General features: G+C 60.8%; 19 protein-coding genes. 14 read left to right on the top strand and 5 right to left on the bottom strand.

All coding sequences use genetic code 11. The annotated features are described in order from the left end of the window. The first annotated feature begins 41 nt into the window (after positions 1 to 41). The 12 genes from thiL to V5B44_RS05620 all read left to right on the top strand — a co-directional run bounded on the left by thiL (position 42) and on the right by V5B44_RS05620 (position 10,008). On the top strand, positions 42 to 995 hold the full coding sequence (thiL, locus tag V5B44_RS05565; protein WP_332358113.1) for a thiamine-phosphate kinase: 954 nt from the start codon (positions 42 to 44) through the stop codon (positions 993 to 995). Beyond that, positions 982 to 1,473 carry a phosphatidylglycerophosphatase A family protein gene (locus V5B44_RS05570; protein ID WP_332358560.1) on the top strand — a complete coding sequence of 164 codons (492 nt, stop codon included), beginning with the start codon at positions 982 to 984 and terminating at the stop codon, positions 1,471 to 1,473. The genes thiL and V5B44_RS05570 overlap by 14 nt, the downstream gene beginning before the upstream one ends. Continuing rightward, positions 1,470 to 1,979 (top strand): CinA family protein, encoded by a 510-nt coding sequence (locus V5B44_RS05575; protein ID WP_332358114.1) that lies wholly within the window; start codon positions 1,470 to 1,472, stop codon positions 1,977 to 1,979. Before V5B44_RS05570 ends, V5B44_RS05575 begins: the two co-directional genes overlap by 4 nt. Positions 1,980 to 2,193: 214 nt before the next feature. Then, positions 2,194 to 3,921 carry a type IV pilus assembly protein FimV gene (locus tag V5B44_RS05580; RefSeq protein ID WP_332358115.1) on the top strand — a complete coding sequence of 576 codons (1,728 nt, stop codon included), beginning with the start codon at positions 2,194 to 2,196 and terminating at the stop codon, positions 3,919 to 3,921. 164 nt (positions 3,922 to 4,085) lie between these two features. Beyond that, a complete protein-coding gene (gene recA, locus V5B44_RS05585) occupies positions 4,086 to 5,102 on the top strand; it encodes a recombinase RecA (RefSeq protein WP_332358116.1) in 1,017 nt (338 codons plus the stop codon). A gap of 22 nt (positions 5,103 to 5,124) precedes the next feature. Continuing rightward, positions 5,125 to 5,562 carry a regulatory protein RecX gene (locus V5B44_RS05590; protein ID WP_332358117.1) on the top strand — a complete coding sequence of 146 codons (438 nt, stop codon included), beginning with the start codon at positions 5,125 to 5,127 and terminating at the stop codon, positions 5,560 to 5,562. A 5-nt stretch (positions 5,563 to 5,567) separates the two neighbouring features. Then, positions 5,568 to 6,302, top strand: coding sequence for an LPS export ABC transporter ATP-binding protein (gene lptB / locus V5B44_RS05595; RefSeq protein ID WP_332358118.1), 735 nt, complete (start codon positions 5,568 to 5,570; stop codon positions 6,300 to 6,302). An 81-nt stretch (positions 6,303 to 6,383) separates the two neighbouring features. Next, positions 6,384 to 7,805 (top strand): RNA polymerase factor sigma-54, encoded by a 1,422-nt coding sequence (locus V5B44_RS05600; RefSeq protein WP_332358119.1) that lies wholly within the window; start codon positions 6,384 to 6,386, stop codon positions 7,803 to 7,805. 17 nt (positions 7,806 to 7,822) lie between these two features. Further along, a complete protein-coding gene (gene hpf / locus V5B44_RS05605; protein ID WP_332358120.1) occupies positions 7,823 to 8,149 on the top strand; it encodes a ribosome hibernation-promoting factor, HPF/YfiA family in 327 nt (108 codons plus the stop codon). A gap of 99 nt (positions 8,150 to 8,248) precedes the next feature. Next, positions 8,249 to 8,701 (top strand): PTS IIA-like nitrogen regulatory protein PtsN, encoded by a 453-nt coding sequence (gene ptsN, locus V5B44_RS05610; protein ID WP_332358121.1) that lies wholly within the window; start codon positions 8,249 to 8,251, stop codon positions 8,699 to 8,701. Next, positions 8,698 to 9,642, top strand: coding sequence for an HPr(Ser) kinase/phosphatase (gene hprK / locus V5B44_RS05615; RefSeq protein WP_332358122.1), 945 nt, complete (start codon positions 8,698 to 8,700; stop codon positions 9,640 to 9,642). Before ptsN ends, hprK begins: the two co-directional genes overlap by 4 nt. A 48-nt stretch (positions 9,643 to 9,690) precedes the next feature. Then, the gene (locus V5B44_RS05620; protein ID WP_332358123.1) at positions 9,691 to 10,008 is read left to right on the top strand and encodes a PsiF family protein; all 318 of its coding nucleotides are present in this window, start codon (positions 9,691 to 9,693) and stop codon (positions 10,006 to 10,008) included. Positions 10,009 to 10,099: 91 nt separating this feature from the next. On the opposite strand, the gene V5B44_RS05625 is transcribed toward V5B44_RS05620, so the two are convergent. After that, positions 10,100 to 10,501 carry a hypothetical protein gene (locus tag V5B44_RS05625; protein WP_332358124.1) on the bottom strand — a complete coding sequence of 134 codons (402 nt, stop codon included), beginning with the start codon at positions 10,499 to 10,501 and terminating at the stop codon, positions 10,100 to 10,102. A gap of 85 nt (positions 10,502 to 10,586) precedes the next feature. Here V5B44_RS05625 and V5B44_RS05630 point away from each other — a divergent pair, with 85 nt between their 5' ends. Together V5B44_RS05630 and V5B44_RS05635 are read left to right on the top strand one after the other, a co-directional pair. Further along, positions 10,587 to 11,756, top strand: a complete 1,170-nt coding sequence (locus V5B44_RS05630) for a UbiH/UbiF family hydroxylase (RefSeq protein WP_332358125.1) — start codon at positions 10,587 to 10,589, stop codon at positions 11,754 to 11,756. 33 nt (positions 11,757 to 11,789) lie between these two features. After that, complete coding sequence (locus tag V5B44_RS05635; protein ID WP_332358126.1) at positions 11,790 to 12,494, top strand: DsbC family protein; 705 nt, start codon at positions 11,790 to 11,792, stop codon at positions 12,492 to 12,494. Between the two features lie 96 nt (positions 12,495 to 12,590). Here the strand turns inward: V5B44_RS05635 and V5B44_RS05640 are convergent, their stop codons facing one another. The 4 genes from V5B44_RS05640 to V5B44_RS05655 all read right to left on the bottom strand — a co-directional run bounded on the left by V5B44_RS05640 (position 12,591) and on the right by V5B44_RS05655 (position 16,554). Beyond that, entirely contained in the window at positions 12,591 to 13,778 is a 1,188-nt protein-coding gene (locus tag V5B44_RS05640) for a cation diffusion facilitator family transporter (RefSeq protein ID WP_332358127.1), read from the bottom strand. A gap of 804 nt (positions 13,779 to 14,582) precedes the next feature. Next, on the bottom strand, positions 14,583 to 15,293 hold the full coding sequence (locus tag V5B44_RS05645) for a hypothetical protein (RefSeq protein WP_332358128.1): 711 nt from the start codon (positions 15,291 to 15,293) through the stop codon (positions 14,583 to 14,585). 144 nt (positions 15,294 to 15,437) lie between these two features. Next, on the bottom strand, positions 15,438 to 15,818 hold the full coding sequence (locus V5B44_RS05650) for a hypothetical protein (RefSeq protein WP_332358129.1): 381 nt from the start codon (positions 15,816 to 15,818) through the stop codon (positions 15,438 to 15,440). Positions 15,819 to 15,906: 88 nt separating this feature from the next. Next, entirely contained in the window at positions 15,907 to 16,554 is a 648-nt protein-coding gene (locus V5B44_RS05655; RefSeq protein WP_332358130.1) for a thioredoxin domain-containing protein, read from the bottom strand. Positions 16,555 to 16,703 lie beyond the last annotated feature (149 nt).

The following is a 16,703-nucleotide window of genomic DNA, read 5'->3' on the forward strand; positions in this document are numbered from 1 at the left end:
ATCGTCCGGATTGATCGGGCGAGCGAACTGCGGAAGCGACGATGACCAGCGAATTCGAACTGATCCGGCGCCATTTCTCCAGACCAACCCCACAGGCCATCCTGGGTCCTGGTGACGATTGCGCTCTCGTTGCCCCCTCTCCAGGGATGACTCTCGCGATCACCACCGACATGCTGGTCGAGGGAACCCACTTCCTGCCTGACACCGACCCCAGCCGGCTCGGCTGGAAAGCGCTGGCGGTGAATCTCTCGGACCTGGCAGCGATGGGTGCCCGGCCACGCTGGGCCTTGCTTGCCGGCAGTCTGCCGGAAGCCTGTGACTCCTGGATCGGAGCGTTTGCCGAAGGACTGTTTGCCTGCGCTACCCGATTTGGCGTCGATGTGATCGGCGGCGACACGACGCGTGGTCCGCGTAATCTGTGTCTGACGGCGATCGGCGAGCTGCGTGCCGGTACAGCACTCAGACGTGACGCCGCGCTGCCGGGCGACGACCTGTGGGTTTCAGGCCAGCCGGGTCTGGCAGCCCTGGGTCTTGCCCACCTACAGGGAATAACCCGGCTCCCTGAGGCGCTTGCCGAACGCTGCCTTGACTCCCTGCTGCGCCCGTTGCCCCGAGTCGAACTGGGACTGTGCCTGCGTGGCCTTGCGCATGCCGCCATCGACATCTCGGACGGCCTGCTCGCTGACCTCGGCCATATCCTCGAGCGTTCAGGGGTCGCCGCGGAAGTCTTTGTCGCACAGTTGCCGCCGCTGCCGCCGGATGCGGACCCGGTGCTGGCTCGCAGGTGTCAACTCGCTGGCGGCGATGACTACGAACTCATGTTTTCCGCGTCACCCGAGAAGCGCTCCGAGCTTGCCGCACTGGCGGGCAAGCTTGCTCTGCCGCTCTGGCGTTGCGGCCACCTGCGAGGCTCTGTCCCTGGCAGTCTGGCGGTTTTTGGCGAGGAGGGGCAGCTTCTGGCCATCGACCAGAGAGGCTACGATCACTTTGGCTAGTCCCCCTTCCATACACTTCCTGCTGGCGCATCCGGCACACCTGGTCGCCTGCGGATTTGGCAGCGGCCTCTCGCCGCGAGCGCCGGGTACTGTGGGCACCCTCTTCGCGTGGGCTTCATTCCCGCTGCTACGGCCGTGGATGAGCGACTTCGAGATGCTCTGCTTTCTGCTGATTTCTTTCGTCGGCGGGGTCCTGGCGGTGCACAAGACCGGCGTCGACCTCGGAGTCATCGATCACGGCAGCATCGTCTGGGATGAAATCGTTCCCTTCTGGCTGGTGCTGCTCTTCTGCCCGGCGCACTGGTCATGGCAGCTTACGGCCTTCTGCCTCTTCCGCTTTTTCGACATCGTCAAACCGCAACCAGCGCGCTACTTTGACGAGAAGGTGAAGAATGGTCTTGGGGTGATGGCTGACGACGTGTGCGCAGCCGGCTATACGCTGGTGATCCTTGCCATCCTGCGCTGGGTCCTCGAATGAGTGCTGGTGATCAAGCCTCGCTGGAAGGGCTGGCCGCCAAAGTCGGCCGCCAGCTTCTGGCTAACGGGCAGCGACTGGTGACGGCAGAATCCTGCACTGGTGGCTGGGTCGGGCAGTGCCTGACGGCTATCGCCGGCAGTTCGCGCTGGTTCGACCGCGGCTTCATCAGCTACTCGAACGAAGCCAAGGTCGAGATTCTGGGCGTCGCTGCCGATACGCTTGCAGCCCATGGTGCGGTCAGCGAAGCGACAGCCGCTGCCATGGCGCTGGGCGCACTCGAGCGCAGCCGCGCTGACTGGGCGCTGGCCATCACCGGTGTTGCGGGCCCGGACGGTGGATCTGCGACCAGGGCCGTCGGGACCGTCTGCTTCGCATGGGCCGGACCTGAGGGGTTCGTCGCTACCGCTACTTGTCATTTTGACGGTGACCGCAAGAGGGTGCGAGCGCAGTCGGTTGCCCATGCGCTGACAGGGATCCTCCAGCGCGCTGGGCATCGTCTGGTCTGAAGGTCTCGTTGGCGGGCGAACTTTGCCTTTATCTCGAGCAGTCGAGGTCTCGTAGGCTATTTCGGGCAATTGCTAGCGCTTTGTAATAAAATTAACCACTTAAACGTGCCTTTCCTCCCGCCCAATGCGCTTCGGATTCGTAAGCCCTCCTTTTTTCCGGGTTGTTTCATTTCTGCTGCCGATCCTGTGCTTGCCTGCCGGAGAGGTTGAGGCCGTGGGCCTCGGCAAGATGACCGTGCTTTCGCGCCTTGGTTCTCACTTTGAGGCGGAGGTTCAGCTTCTGGATACCGCGCCAAACAAGCGTCCCGTCGCCGAGTGTTTTCGGCTTGGGTATGCCGGCGAAGCCGACGTCCCGATGCTCACGCGCGGCCGGCTGACTGTTGAGCAGGGCGGGGGCGGATTTCGTTTGCGCATCGTTTCCGGCGAAGTGATCAACGAACCGCTGCTGCAGGTTAGCCTGCGTGCGGGATGTGGCGCCGAGGTCGTGCGGAACTACCTGCTGCTGATTGATCCGCCCACGAGCAGGGCGCCGCTGAAGTCAGTGGAACTGCCTGCTGTCCGCGGTGTGTCCGTTGAGGAATCAACTTCCCGTCTGGTGCCGCCGCCTGGCTCACTGCATGGTATCCCCGACAGCCGCTATGCGCCGCCACCCGGCAGCACCGTCGTGACCGTCAGGCCCGGTCCGGCAACACCAAGCCTGCCAGCATCGCGCCCGGCAAGACAGCCTGTCAAAAGCCCGATCAGTGCGGGCAATGTAACCGACCGCCTGTTTCTTTCCAGCGGCGCCGACAGCGAGGACCACCGACCCGGATTCGACCGGCCGTTGCGTCTGAGTACCAGGCTCTCGACACACCTCCTGAGCAAGACGAGCGAGAGCCAGCGCTCGATACTCCGCATCGAGTACAAGCTGCTGTCGGCGCTGCACACTCAGGCCGAACAGCAACTGGCGGTCGCTGAGCAGGTGCGCCGGCTTGAGCGAACGCTCAACGAACTGCACCACAGGATCGAAGGGCAGAAGCAGACCGAAGGGCAGAATCGGCCCACGATCGCGTCGGAAGGGGCGGCGATGGCTGTGACCTCGGCCACACGACCCGCCGAGCCTGGGCGCAAGCCGCTATCGGAGGTGGCAGCAGATACTGCCACGCGAGCCAGCGAGGAACCGGATTGGTGGCTTGAGACAGGCTTGTTGCTCGGGCTGATTGCTGGCTTGACCTGGTTCCTTCGCCGCCGATCCGGCAAGGGCGCGATCCGGCAGGAAATTGCGGTGCCCGCGGCACCGGCCGTCGATTCCAGCGATGATGCCGGCTGGGAACTGCAAACTTTCCGGCACCCCGACCGTCTGGCGGTCGTTACCGAAAGGGAGCCGGCAGTTGAGACTCTTCTCGTTCCGGACGTTCCAGTCGCTGTGTCCGCCCAGCTCCAGATAAGCAGAGACGAAGATGAGGTGACGGCGGTGCTCGAACTCGCCGAGATCATGATTTCCTTCGGTCGCCTCAAAGGGGCTGAACAGGCTTTGGAACAGTTTGTCGAGCACAAGCCTGTGGCAGCGGTGACTCCCTGGCTCAAGCTGCTTCAGATTTATCGGCAGAACGAACAGCGTGAAGCTTTCGAAGCCCTGGCTGTGGAGTTAGCGCGCAATTTCAATGTTGCTCCGGCAGCGTGGGAGGAAGCGGCGGGACTTGCAAACCCGGTCATTTCCAACAGCGAGAGACAAACGGCATCGATTGAGCAACTCCTGGCTCGCTTGCCTGCGATTGGAAAGTTGGCGCACATCAGGAGCGAGGTTTCGCGCATCTGGGATTCCCCTCAGTGTCTCGCCTACCTGCACAAGCTCCTTCGCGACAATCGCAATGGAGAGCGAAAAGGCTTTTCTCTCGGCACCGTCCGTGAGTTGCTGCTTCTGATAGACCTCCAGGAAAGCTCCCGCACGCGCCGGATCTGACGCGGCACATCACGACTGAGAGCCGCACCAGCCGGTTCGTCGGTATTGGTCATTTCACCAGTGCTGTATATAATCACAGCACCATGGCAATGCTGATACTGGCATCTTCAGTACGTTCGAACGTGGGATAATTCCGCTCAATAAAGAAGAAGGGATAGGCAACAATGGACGACAACAAGTCGAAGGCGCTGGCTGCAGCGTTGGCACAGATCGAAAAGCAGTTCGGCAAGGGCTCGATCATGCGAATGGGTGAAGGGAGCGTCGTGAATGACCTCCCGGTGGTTTCCACCGGATCACTGGGACTTGACATCGCCCTGGGCATCGGCGGACTTCCGCGCGGGCGCGTGGTCGAGATTTATGGTCCCGAATCGTCTGGAAAGACTACACTGACCCTGCAGGTGATTGCTGAAATGCAGAAGCTCGGCGGGACGGCGGCCTTCATCGATGCCGAGCATGCCCTTGATCCAGCCTATGCGCAGAAGCTTGGGGTTAACCTCGACGAGTTGCTCATCTCGCAGCCCGATACCGGCGAGCAGGCTCTGGAAATCGCCGACATGCTGGTGCGCTCGGCGAGTGTCGACGTAGTGGTCATCGACTCGGTCGCTGCGCTTGTTCCAAAGGCAGAAATCGAAGGCGAGATGGGCGACTCCCTGCCTGGTCTGCAAGCTCGCCTGATGAGCCAGGCGCTACGCAAGCTTACGGCCAATATTAACCGTACCAATACGCTGGTGATTTTCATCAACCAGATCCGCATGAAAATCGGCGTCATGTTCGGTAGCCCTGAAACCACCACCGGCGGCAATGCCCTGAAGTTCTACGCATCGGTGCGTCTGGACATCCGCCGTATCGGCAGCATCAAGAAGGGTGACGAAGTGATCGGCAACGAAACCCGCGTCAAGGTTGTGAAGAACAAGGTCGCGCCCCCTTTTCGCGAAGCCATCTTCGACATCCTCTACGGCGAGGGAACCTCCCGGGAAGGGGAGATCATCGAACTCGGCGTGCTGCACAAACTGGTCGACAAGTCAGGCTCCTGGTATGCCTACAACGGTGAAAAAATTGGACAGGGCAAGGACAATGCCCGTGATTACCTGAGAAGCAAACCGCAGATCGCCAGGGAAATCGAGGCCAGGATCCGCGCCGCGGTAAACGTGCCATCGCCGACGGTGATCACCGCTGCCTAAGGGACCTGCCATGCAGCATGCCTTGCGCGAACGTGCTCTGCGCTTGCTCGCGCATCGCGAGTATACCCGCCAAGAACTGTCAACCAAGATTGCGCCCCTCGCCGAATCGCCAGAACAACTGGCAGCTTTGGTCGACGAGTTGACGGCAAGCGATCTGCTTTCCGATCAGCGTTACGCCAGCACACGAATCAATTCCCGCGCAGGACGCCTTGGTGACGCGCGCCTGGCGCACGAGCTGCGGGTAAAGGGTGTGTCGACCGAATTGGTGCAGGCAGCGCTGGCTGCCGGCGAAGACGAATTGACCCGAGCGCGACGGGTCTGGGAACGTCGGTTTGGCTGCCAGCCGATTGCCGCCGTCGCTGACGCAACCGAGCGAGCTCGTCAAATCCGCTTCCTCGCGGGGCGAGGCTTTTCTGCTGAAACCATTCGCCGCGTGCTACACACCAATAGTGAAGAATAGTGACCATGTCAGACAAGCAGAGCACTCTTTCTACCCATAACCTGAACAAACGCTACAAGTCACGTACGGTGGTGCACGATGTTTCCTTTGACCTGGTCAGCGGAGAAGTCGTTGGCCTGCTCGGTCCCAACGGCGCCGGCAAGACAACCTGTTTCTACATGGTGGTCGGTCTGGTCGCTTGTGATGGCGGTGACGTTCATCTCGACGGCGTGAAGCTCACGCATCTGCCCATTCACAGGCGTGCCCGACTGGGGCTCTCGTATCTGCCGCAGGAGGCTTCCGTCTTTCGCAAGCTGACGGTCAGCGAAAACATCAAGGCTGTGCTCGAACTTCAGCCGCTGCCTCCGGACGAAATCGAAGGGCGCACGGAAAGCCTGCTCGAAGAACTGCACATCAGTCACCTCCGGCTGAACCCCGCAACTTCGCTTTCCGGTGGGGAGCGGCGACGAGTCGAGATCGCACGTGCTCTGGCCACCGGGCCACGTTTCATTCTGCTTGACGAACCCTTCGCTGGCGTAGATCCGATCGCCGTGCTCGACATCCAGAAGATCATCCGCTTTCTCAAGGAACGCGGGATCGGTGTACTGATTACCGACCACAACGTTCGTGAAACGCTGGGTATCTGCGACCATGCGTACATCATCAATGAGGGCCGCGTCCTTGCCTCTGGCCGTCCCGATGAAATCATTTATAATGAAAACGTCAGAAAGGTCTATCTTGGCGAGAATTTCCGCCTATGAACCCGACGGCCCTCCAGCCATAATTCGAGAACCATACGGGCAGTTTCCCATGCCAATGCGGCGGCTCATCCGGTTCCGTACATGAAACCATCCCTCCAGCTCAAACTCTCCCAGCATCTTGCGTTGACCCCTCAGTTGCAGCAATCAATCCGATTGCTGCAACTGTCGACGCTCGAACTTGAGCATGAGCTGGAAAAGTATCTGCTCGACAACCCGTTGCTAGAACGTGCAGAGGAGTATCCTCCGTCTGGGGCGCAGCAGAGCGACGCGAGTCGTGACGGATCCCCGGAGCCGAACACGGCCGATGAGCAACGCGAGAGCGCCTCGCCAGACGAGGAAGGCTGGCTCGACGACCACGTGACCTCCTTTGGCTCGTCCGCCTCCCCTGACGACGATGACGGCGACAGCGATTATCAGGACGTACAAGCGGCCACAATCTCCCTGCGTGAGCACCTGTTGTGGCAGCTTGGCCTGATGACCATTCCCGACCGTGACCGTGTGCTGGTTCGCTGTCTGGTTGAGGCATTGGACGACGATGGCTACCTGACCTTGTCGCTCGAGGAACTCGCTGAGGCGATGCCGGCGGAACTCGAGATTGACCCCGAAGAATTGCAGATCGCACTAAAACACTTGCAACACTTTGACCCCAGCGGCGTTGGTGCGCGCAGCGCGCAGGAGTGCCTCTCGCTGCAACTGGCAACGTTGCCAGCTGACCGCACCTGTACATTGGCCCAAGAGATCGTCCGCCACCATCTGGAACTGCTTGCCAACCACGATTTTCCGAAGCTCAGAAAGCAGACGGGTTGTGACGACGATACTCTGCGCGCCGCACACTTTCTGATCTGCAGCCTGAATCCGAGGCCTGGTGCTGCCTATGCCTCTCCTGACACGCGCTACATCACGCCGGACGTGGTGGTGCGCAAAGTGCGGGGCCAGTGGCTGGTAAACGTCAACGCGGATGCCTTTCCCCGTCTGCGGATCAATAGCCTCTATGCCCAGATTCTGTCCCGGCAGCGTGGCTCCGGCCTTGCCGGCCAACTGCAGGAGGCCCGCTGGCTGATAAGGAACGTACAACAGCGGTTTGACACGATCCTGCGTGTGGCGCAGGCTATTGTGGAACGTCAGCGGCAGTTCCTCGATCACGGTGAAGTCGCGATGAGGCCGCTGGTATTACGTGAAATTGCCGAAGTGCTTGGCCTCCACGAATCGACCATCTCGCGGGTGACCACCCAGAAGTACATGGCGACACCACGCGGGATTTTTGAATTGAAGTATTTTTTTGGCAGCCACGTCAGCACGGACGCTGGCGGAGCGTGTTCAGCAACGGCCATTCGTGCGCTGATCAGGCAAATGATCAGCGCGGAAGAGCCCAACAAGCCTCTCTCGGATAGCCAGATATCCGAGGTTCTTGGTCAGCAGGGCATTGTCGTCGCACGGCGAACAATTGCAAAATACCGTGAAGCGCTCAGTATCCCGCCGGTCAACTTACGCAAGTCCATTTAGAAAGAAGGAGCCACATCATGAACCTGCAAGTCAGTGGACACCACCTCGAGATCACGCCAGCGCTGCGCGATTACGTTACCGGCAAGCTAGAACGGATCACTCGTCATTTTGATAACGTGATAGACGTTAACGTGATTCTGTCGGTGGACAAGCTGAATCAGAAGGCCGAAGTGACGGTCCATCTCGCTGGCAAGGATGTCTATGTGGAGTCAGTCGATGAGGACCTCTACGCAGCTGTCGATGGTCTCGTAGACAAGCTTGAGCGCCAGGTGCAGAAGTACAAGCAGAAGTTGCAGGATCACCATCGCGGAAACAAGATCACTGACCACATCGTTGCCGAGTGATCCCGGTGTAGCCCGCCCGGCCGGGTCGGCAGTTGAGCCCGTCCGGGTGCTTCATTGCCTGAGTCCATTGATCCACGTCCCCCTTTCGGGTTTCACCGCATGAGCCAGATCACCCAGTTACTACCCCTTGAGAACATCATTCTTGATCTCGACGCGAGCAGCAAAAAACGCGTTTTTGAGCACGTGGGGCTGCTCTTCGAAAACTATCTTGGTATCGCTCGGAGCACGGTGTTCGACAGCCTGTTTGCCCGGGAAAAGCTCGGCTCGACCGGTCTCGGCCAAGGTGTTGCCATCCCGCATGGGCGCATCAAGGGGCTGCGAGACGCCACCGGTGCTTTCCTCCGCCTGGCGGCACCGGTACCGTTTGACTCCCCCGACGGCAAGCCGGTCTCGCTGCTGTTCGTCCTGCTCGTGCCAGAGGTGGCGACCGAACAACACCTGCAGATTCTTTCTGAGCTGGCGCAGCACTTCTCCAACCGAAGTTGTCGCGACGCGCTCTGCAAGGCCGCCGACGCGAACAGCATCCGCCAGATTTTTGCCAGCGGGGAATGAGCACCCAGCGCCAGTTCAGTGTGGCCCAACTTTACGAGGACCACCGCGACAAACTGAAGCTCTCGTGGGTCGTCGCCGTCGGCGTTGATCGACAGATCGAGCTCAAGGAGCAGGGCCATTTCGGCGCCGATGTCGTCGGTCACCTCAACCTGATCCATCCGGAGCGGCTACAGGTGATCGGCAGAGCGGAAAACGCCTGGGGCTGTCGGGTAACAGCAGATCGCTTGCGCTTTCAGATCAAGGAACTGATGGCCGCCAAGCCACCAGCCCTGATCATCGCCGATGACGTTGAAATCTTGCCGGCGATTCGTGAGGCATGCGAGACAACGTCAACCCCCCTCTTCGTTAGTCCCAAGCCCTGCTCGGCGGTAATTGAACTCTTGCGCATCTATCTTTCCCGTCGGCTGGCCGGTACCACCTCGGTACACGGTGTCCTGATGGATGTATTCGGCATGGGTGTTCTGATTACCGGTGACTCTGGAGTGGGCAAGAGCGAGTTGGCCCTGGAACTGATCTCGCGCGGCCACGGCCTGGTCGCCGACGACGTCGTCGAGCTGGCATGTATTGCGCCAACAACCATCGAGGGGCGCTGTCCGAGCATGTTGCGCGATTACCTCGAAGTGCGGGGGCTTGGGCTGCTCAACATTCGCACCATCTTCGGCGAAACTGCCTCGCGCCGGAAGATGCGGCTCAAGCTGATCGCTCATCTGCAAAGGCCGCTCAGTGGCACGGATGGTCCGCGGCTGCCTCTCGACGCGCAATCTCAGGACATCCTTGGCGTAGCCATACGCAAGGTTGTCATTCCAGTCGCCGCCGGAAGGAACATTGCAGTGCTCCTTGAGGCTGCCGTGCGCAACAGCATCCTCCAGCTACGCGGCATCGACAGTATGGGAGATTTCATCAACCGTCAGCAGCAGGCGCTTCTTGACGAAGACCTGTAGCAGTGGCCTAATCAGCACACTTCCCCAACCTCTAAAGGAGAAACCCAGATGAAAGCCGTAATCGCCATCGTCGCTCTTGCGTTTGCTGCCGGCGGCACCTTTGCCAGCGAAGAGAAGAAGGAACCCACAGCAGCTCAGAAGGCACAGCAGGAAAAGATGAAGGCCTGCAACGCACAGGCGGGCGAGAAGGGTTTCAAGGGCGACGAGCGCAAGCAGTTCATGAGTACGTGCCTCGGCGCAAAGCCAGCGAATGCGACTCAACAGGATAAAATGAAGCGCTGCAACAGCGAGGCCGGCAGCAAGCAGCTCAAAGGTGACGAGCGCAAGAAGTTCATGAGCGAGTGCCTCAAGGCCGACGCAACATAGGGGGCAAACTTTCGCCTGTCTGGCCGTCTGTCGTACCGGCGGGCGATTCCTCAAAAATGCGGGTGCCCTTTGGCGGCGTTTTGGAGGCTCTTCACTTCATACCACGAGCAGGGCATCCCAAGCGCGCTTCGCTTCCTGCAGCCAATGCCGTATGCCTGGTCGGAATACAGGCCACGTAGCCGTGGTGGTGGCGTCTGAGTACTTTGCTCAGGAATCGATCCGCCTCCTGATAGGTTTCGCAAGGATGGTTCAGGAAAGCGTTGCAAGCTGCCCAGCGCCCTTCCCGAGTGAGCAGCACGACGACTGGGCGACCGCCGTCAGTAGTGGCAATAAGGCAGTTCGGCTCACGATTTCCCCAGGAAGCGGCGACGAGGTCCATCGCTTCCTGACGTGGTATGCTCAACGCGACCAGCGCGTCGATTGGTGAATCGCATTCCATGCGAAGAATTGCCGGAAAATAGAGCTCGCAAGGCAGTCTGGCAAGTGCAGTCATGATGGTTAGCTTTTAACACCCTTCCCTTCGCGTGTAAATTCCTGGTCCGTCCAGGCATAAGTCTCACTTCCCTGAGTTCCAAGGCATGCAAGTCACGGAGTTTGATATCCTTATCGTTGGCGGCGGCCTCGCGGGTCTCGCGCTGGCCTCTGCCCTGGGCGATACGCGCTTCAGGATTGCCCTGGTCGAGCGGCGGCCACCACGTCCCGCACCTGACTGGGATGCGCGCATTTACGCAGTCTCCCCAGCCAACGCCGACTTCCTGCAGGCCATTGGCGCCTGGAAGCACATGGCGCCTGAGCGCATTGCGCCGATACATTCCATGAGAGTCTTTGGCGACGGCGGTGCACAGCTCGATTTCTCGGCTTACGAAGCGGGCGTGGAGGAGCTTGGCTGGATTCTTGAATCCTCGCTGATGGCCTGCGAACTCTGGGAAAGCGTCAAGCGTCAGGGGAACCTCACCTTGCACTGCCCGGCGGCCCCGCAAGCCCTTCAGGTGACCTCGGCAACCGCGGTGCTGACGCTGAACGACAACAACCATGTGTCAGCCAAACTGGTAGTCGGCGCCGACGGGCGAGACTCCTGGGTTCGAGAGGCACTTGGCTTGCGGGCGATCAGCACACCCTACGGCGAAATGGGCCTGGTCGCCAATTTCGAATGCCAACATCCTCACCGTGGCATTGCGCGGCAGTGGTTTCGCTGTGACGGGGTGCTGGCATGGCTGCCGATGGCGGGCAACCGCGTCTCCATCGTCTGGTCCACCCCCGACGAAAACGCCAGGGCAATGCTGGCCCTCTCGGCAGAAGAACTCTGCGCCAGAGTTGCAGCCGCCGGAAACAATGAGCTTGGCACCTTCAAGCTTCTCACTCCAGCGGCCGCTTTCCCGCTTCGCCTGACCTACCTGCCACGGATCATCGCGCCGCGGCTTGCCCTGCTTGGCGACGCCGCGCACGGCATTCACCCGCTTTCCGGACATGGCATCAACCTTGGCTACCAGGACGCAAAGGCTCTCGCTGCTCTGCTGGCTGCCTCGCCCGACTGGCAGGACATCGGCAGCGAGCGCCTCCTGCGTCGCTATCAGCGAGAACGGCGTGAGGAAACCCTGAGCATGCAAGCCGCTACGCATGCGCTCCACCACCTTTTCGCAAAGGACTTCCCCGGGCTCAAGCCTTTGCGCAATTTCGGAATGAACCTGACCAATCGTTTGCCACCCTTGAAGAGCTTTCTTGTGCGGTACGCAATCGGCGCCTTTTGAAGTACCCATACCACTCAACCGGAGAAACCACTGATGCATAGGAAACTGCTGCCGCTCGCGCTCGCCGCAACAATGAGTCTGCCGACCTTGGCGGACGAAGCTGCCGTCATCAAGAAGGCTGTTGAAACCAAGCTCGCGCGCACGGTGACCAGTGTCACCAAGACGCCCTATCTGGGCCTCTACGAAGTCTACGTCGATGGCCAGATCGTCTACACCGACGAAAAGGTGTCCGCGCTGCTCATTGGTGCGTTGGTCGATGGCAAGACGATGAAGAACGTGACTGATGAGCGGATGCAGAAACTCACCGCGATCAAGTTCGCGGACTTGCCGCTCGCACTTGCAGTCAAGCAGGTTCGTGGCGACGGTAAACGTGTTTTCGCAACCTTCGAAGACCCGAACTGTGGCTACTGCAAGAAACTGGCGAAGGACATCGCGAAACTCGAAAACGTGACCATCTACACCTTCCTCTACCCCATCCTGTCGCCGGATTCTCTGGAGAAGTCCAATCAGATCTGGTGTGCCACCGACAGGGCCAAGGCATGGAATGAGTGGATGATCGAAGGCAAGGCGCCTGGCGGTAAGGGTGATTGTGACACCACGGCGGTCAAGAAAACCATCGAGATGGGCCGCAAGTTGGCGATAACCGGGACACCGACGATCTTCTTTGCAGACGGGGAACGTATTCCTGGCGCAATTCCGATTGCCAAGATCGAGCAGAGGCTTGCCCAGACCAAGTAACTGGCTGGAGAAAGCGAGCCCCCTTGTTGTGCCAGGGTCGTTACGGAGAGATGTGAGGGTTTGCCCTGAAGGAGCGGGTGCTGCTTCGGGAATCGGTCAATCTCGGACAGGAAAGATCTGCCGCCTGTGGTTGATCGCTAGCGAACTGACCAGCGGATTCTCTGCCAGATACCGACCGATCGCCTGTTCAACCCCGCGGCCGGCAGCAGAGTCGCCGAAATCCTGCCGGGAAAGATAGACCTCGGCTTCCACCCGGCCACCCAAATAATGCAGGACCACTCGCTGAGGTTCAGGCAGCTGGGAGAGCACGGGGGCCAACTGTCTAATGAGGTCGCTTCGGTCTGGCGTGTTCTGGCTCTTGCTGTCATGGTCCAGATCATCCTCGACGTCGATATGGACAAGGACATCAGATACGGACGAGTGACTTTCGAGTACCCGTTTTCGCGTGACCTCGGCAATCCGATGACCTTCCGAGACGCTGATCCTCGGATCGACACAGACATGGGCGTCGACCAGTGAGCGATGCGCCATGCGACGGGTGCGCAACTCATGCAGACTGCTTACCCCGGGGGTGTCGACTATCACCTGACGGATGCCATCAACTTCCTCGACCGACAGCCCGGTATCGATCAGTTCCTGAAGAGCCTCCCAAGCGAACACCACCCCCATCCGGACAATCATGAAGCCAACGATCACTGCCGCCACCGAATCGGCAAAGCTGTAGCCCATCAAATTGCCCACGATGCCGAGAGCCACGACAAGGGACGATGCAGCGTCGGAGCGGGCATGCCAGGCGTTGGCTATCAGCATTGGCGAGCGCAAGCGCTCACCGACATGAAGCATATAGCGGAACAGCCCTTCCTTCGCAGCCAACGCCAGGATGGCCGTCCACAGCGCGAGCGGCGCTACCGGCGGCAGATTGTCTACGTCCTGCAGCTTAACCCCGGCGCTCCAGATAATGCCGGCACCGGTCGCGGCCAGAATCGCCCCCAGTGCAAACGACGCTGCGGTTTCGATGCGACCGTGCCCATAGGGATGGCTTTCGTCAGCAGGATCCTTGCTGTGATGGGCGGCAAAGAGGACCAGAAAGTCACAGACCAGGTCCGAGAGCGAATGCAATCCGTCAGCGATCAGACCCTGTGAGTGGGAGATGATACCCGCGACCACCTGCGCAGCAGTCAGGAAGATATTGACCACCACACTGACCCAGGTGACACGTTGGGTCATGGCGTGCCGTCCGGGGTCATCGTAAGAGACTTCCGGGGCGTCGTTATGTGTATTCATGGCTCGGTCTCTCTCGGTTCAGGCGTTTTTTATTCTACCGCGGCCAGTACGCAGCTACGACTGGGCCGTTCAGTTGGCATCGGCCTTGCTGACGAACCTGCCGGAAGGCGATGGCGATCTCATGACAACCGGGAATCGTGCAATCGCTTGCCCCCGACGCGGGCCAAAAAAAGCGGACGGGTCAGTGCTTGCCAGTGCGAGCTTTCATGCACCTGCCCGAAACGCCGGGAGCACGAAGCCCCCCAAGCTGGCTTCGTGGCTGAGACGCGCATCATCCTTCAGCATGATTAAGACAATCTTAATCCGGAAGGCCTTAGCCAGCTGACCAAGCCGGCGGGAGGTGAACCGCTAAGCCTGCGCGTGTTGAGTTGGCTCGGAGCGGTTCGCCGCTGCTCCGCTCAACCTTGGCGCGCAGCGTTAGCCTCGGAAAATCTCTTTAAGTATGCCCGTGAATACTTTGCCATCGACCACCTGGCGGACTATCGGAAGGAAGAAATTCCTGATACCAGACGCGTGGCTAACGCGGCTCGAAGAACCCTCGATGGCACCAGCGGCAGGCAAAGACGTCCGGCTTGCGTCCACGTGCCATATTCCGAATTGGGGGTGTGGTCTTCGGGGTGCCAATCCGTCGCGGCAAAGCCATCACATGACTGGCTGAGGGTGTAACCCACCGGACCATGGGGCACGCGCCGTATCGAGCCGTCGTCTACAAGCGGCCTGGAATCCGGCGGATTGACCGGATAGGTTCAGGCTGAGTTTCCTCGGCGCTGAACGTCGGTACTGCAAGCAGCGGGTAAGCAGCCCTCAGGAAAAACGACCCCGGGAACGCCATTTCTCATCGCGCACTCCCGCTTGCTGAAATGCTGTGCCGTATTCGACGGATGCAGACTTGGTTACTGTCACCAAAATCTCAATCGAGCTGTCAGGGTAGCTACCGTGGTGGCAGAGACATAGGCAGTCGGGTGACCCGCTTGCGCCACCTTTCCGCGAAGGAAGGGGATCGAACTCGCGAGCGATTCGACTGCCGATTCCCGGGCGCCGGAGCGCGCGCGCTGGCAGGAACTTCCTCCGGAGGACCGAGAGCAGCGGGGCGGTGGCATCGGCCGTGCCATCAGGCCAGACGACTGCGATCTCGAGCGGCGTGGCGGCCAGTAAGTCGAGGGGCAGGAGCGCCTCGGTCATGGCGGCCAGTCGCTGGCGCAGCACCGCGGCGTGGGCGAGCAGGCCGCGTTCGGCCGCTTGCCGCCAGCAATCCTCGCCAGTGAAAAGCCCGAGACGCAGGGCGTTCATCAGGGCGACTGATGTTCCCGACGGTTCGGCGCCGTCGTAGGCGGGTCTCGCGCGCGCGATCAGCGCCTCCTGCTCGTCGCTGCTCATGTACCAGCCGCCCGCCGGATCAGCAAGCAGACGCTCGGTTGCCTCGGTCAGAGCCAGCGCTTCGCGCAGGTGGCGCGGGTCGAAGGTCGCCTCGTAGAGATCGATCCGGCCGGCGGCGAGAAAAGCGTGATCTAGCACGGGGCACCCGCCAGCGCCGCCCAGGAGGCTTCTTCGGGCCGCAGAACCTTGAGGATGGTGCTCCCTTGCCAGTTGCCACTCGGGCGGAGGTCATAGTGGGCGAGGAAGTGGCGGTTTGTGTCGCTGCTTCCCAGTTCATTGAGCTCACGCCGATCTCGTCCTCGCTCCAGACGAAGAAGCGTCCTTCTTCGCCTTCCGAATCGGCGTCGGTCGCGAATGGAAGCCGCCCGCGGCATCCGTCATCTCGCGCAGGACGTAGTCGCAGGTTTCACGCGCGACGCGGGCAAAGTCGGCGCGGCCGGTGACCTGAAAGGCCTCGGCGTAGGCCACGACCAGCAAGGCGTTGTCGTAGAGCATCTTTTCGAAATGCGGCACCAGCCACTGCGCGTCGGTCGAGTAGCGATGAAAGCCGCCGGCAAGCTGATCGTAGAGTCCCGCCGCCGCCATCTTCTCCAGGGTCAAGGTCGCCATGCGCAGTGCGTCGGCGTCGCCGGTGCGCTGGTGATGCCGCAGGAGCAGCCGCACGGGCACGTGCGAAGGAAACTTCGGCGCCCGGCGCAGGCCGCCGTGCACAGGGTCGAAGGAGCGTTTGAATGGGCGACGGTGGCGTCGATCACCTCGCGGCATCCAGGCAAGTCGTTGGTCGCTGGCGCCGTGCAGCGGCGGTGCCCTGCATGTCCTGGCGAATCGCCTCCACCAGTGCCGCCGACGCCTGGCCGACGCGCTCGGGATCGCGCTGAAAGTGTCGGACAAGGCGCAGAGCAGTGACAGGAAGCCGCGCTGCGCGCCGCGAACGCCGTCGCGCGGCGGGAAAGTAGGTGCCAGCAAAGAACGGCTCGCGCGCGGCGGTCAGCCAGACGCTCATCGGCCAGCCGCCGGTACCGGTCAGTTGCTGCACGGCGCTCATGTAGACGGCGTCGATGTCGGGACGCTCCTCGCGATCGACCTTGACGGCGACGTAATGACGGTTCAGGAAGCGGGCGATTTCCTCGTCCTCGAAGGACTCGGCCTCCATGACGTGGCACCAGTGACAGGTCGAATAGCCGATCGACAGAAAGACCGGGCGACCGAGCCGCCGCGCTTCGGTGAACGCCTCGTCGCCCCAGGGAAACCAGTTGACCGGGTTGTGCGCGTGCTGCAGCAGGTAGGGGCTGCTCTCCAGGCCAGTCGGTTGGTGAAGCGCGGCCGGCCATCGCCGCGAGGTGATGGCTGCGGGGCACCCCGGTCGGACCGCGTAGGGCAATGGACAAGCAGCACCCATTCGTCTTGTTCCTGGTCGTACCAGAAATCGTCAGGCGAGGCGTGGCCGCGGGAGACGATACGTTCGATCCGGACGGCGTCGCTCCGGGCCAGGGTTTCGCAGAGTTCTTCGGGCAGGTCGCGAGGAATGTTGGCGAAGAGGTTGTTCAC

It is taken from the genome of Candidatus Accumulibacter necessarius (assembly GCF_036625085.1).

Excerpts from the sequence above, each read along its gene's own strand:
- thiL (WP_332358113.1), top strand. The coding sequence starts at position 42 with ATGACCAGCGAATTCGAACTGATCCGGCGCCATTTCTCCAGACCAACC.
- V5B44_RS05575 (WP_332358114.1), top strand. The coding sequence starts at position 1,470 with ATGAGTGCTGGTGATCAAGCCTCGCTGGAAGGGCTGGCCGCCAAAGTC.
- recA (WP_332358116.1), top strand. The coding sequence starts at position 4,086 with ATGGACGACAACAAGTCGAAGGCGCTGGCTGCAGCGTTGGCACAGATC.
- lptB (WP_332358118.1), top strand. The coding sequence starts at position 5,568 with ATGTCAGACAAGCAGAGCACTCTTTCTACCCATAACCTGAACAAACGC.
- V5B44_RS05600 (WP_332358119.1), top strand. The coding sequence starts at position 6,384 with ATGAAACCATCCCTCCAGCTCAAACTCTCCCAGCATCTTGCGTTGACC.
- hpf (WP_332358120.1), top strand. The coding sequence starts at position 7,823 with ATGAACCTGCAAGTCAGTGGACACCACCTCGAGATCACGCCAGCGCTG.
- ptsN (WP_332358121.1), top strand. The coding sequence starts at position 8,249 with ATGAGCCAGATCACCCAGTTACTACCCCTTGAGAACATCATTCTTGAT.
- hprK (WP_332358122.1), top strand. The coding sequence starts at position 8,698 with ATGAGCACCCAGCGCCAGTTCAGTGTGGCCCAACTTTACGAGGACCAC.
- V5B44_RS05620 (WP_332358123.1), top strand. The coding sequence starts at position 9,691 with ATGAAAGCCGTAATCGCCATCGTCGCTCTTGCGTTTGCTGCCGGCGGC.
- V5B44_RS05625 (WP_332358124.1), bottom strand. The coding sequence starts at position 10,501 with ATGACTGCACTTGCCAGACTGCCTTGCGAGCTCTATTTTCCGGCAATT.
- V5B44_RS05630 (WP_332358125.1), top strand. The coding sequence starts at position 10,587 with ATGCAAGTCACGGAGTTTGATATCCTTATCGTTGGCGGCGGCCTCGCG.
- V5B44_RS05635 (WP_332358126.1), top strand. The coding sequence starts at position 11,790 with ATGCATAGGAAACTGCTGCCGCTCGCGCTCGCCGCAACAATGAGTCTG.
- V5B44_RS05640 (WP_332358127.1), bottom strand. The coding sequence starts at position 13,778 with ATGAATACACATAACGACGCCCCGGAAGTCTCTTACGATGACCCCGGA.
- V5B44_RS05655 (WP_332358130.1), bottom strand. The coding sequence starts at position 16,554 with ATGGGTGCTGCTTGTCCATTGCCCTACGCGGTCCGACCGGGGTGCCCC.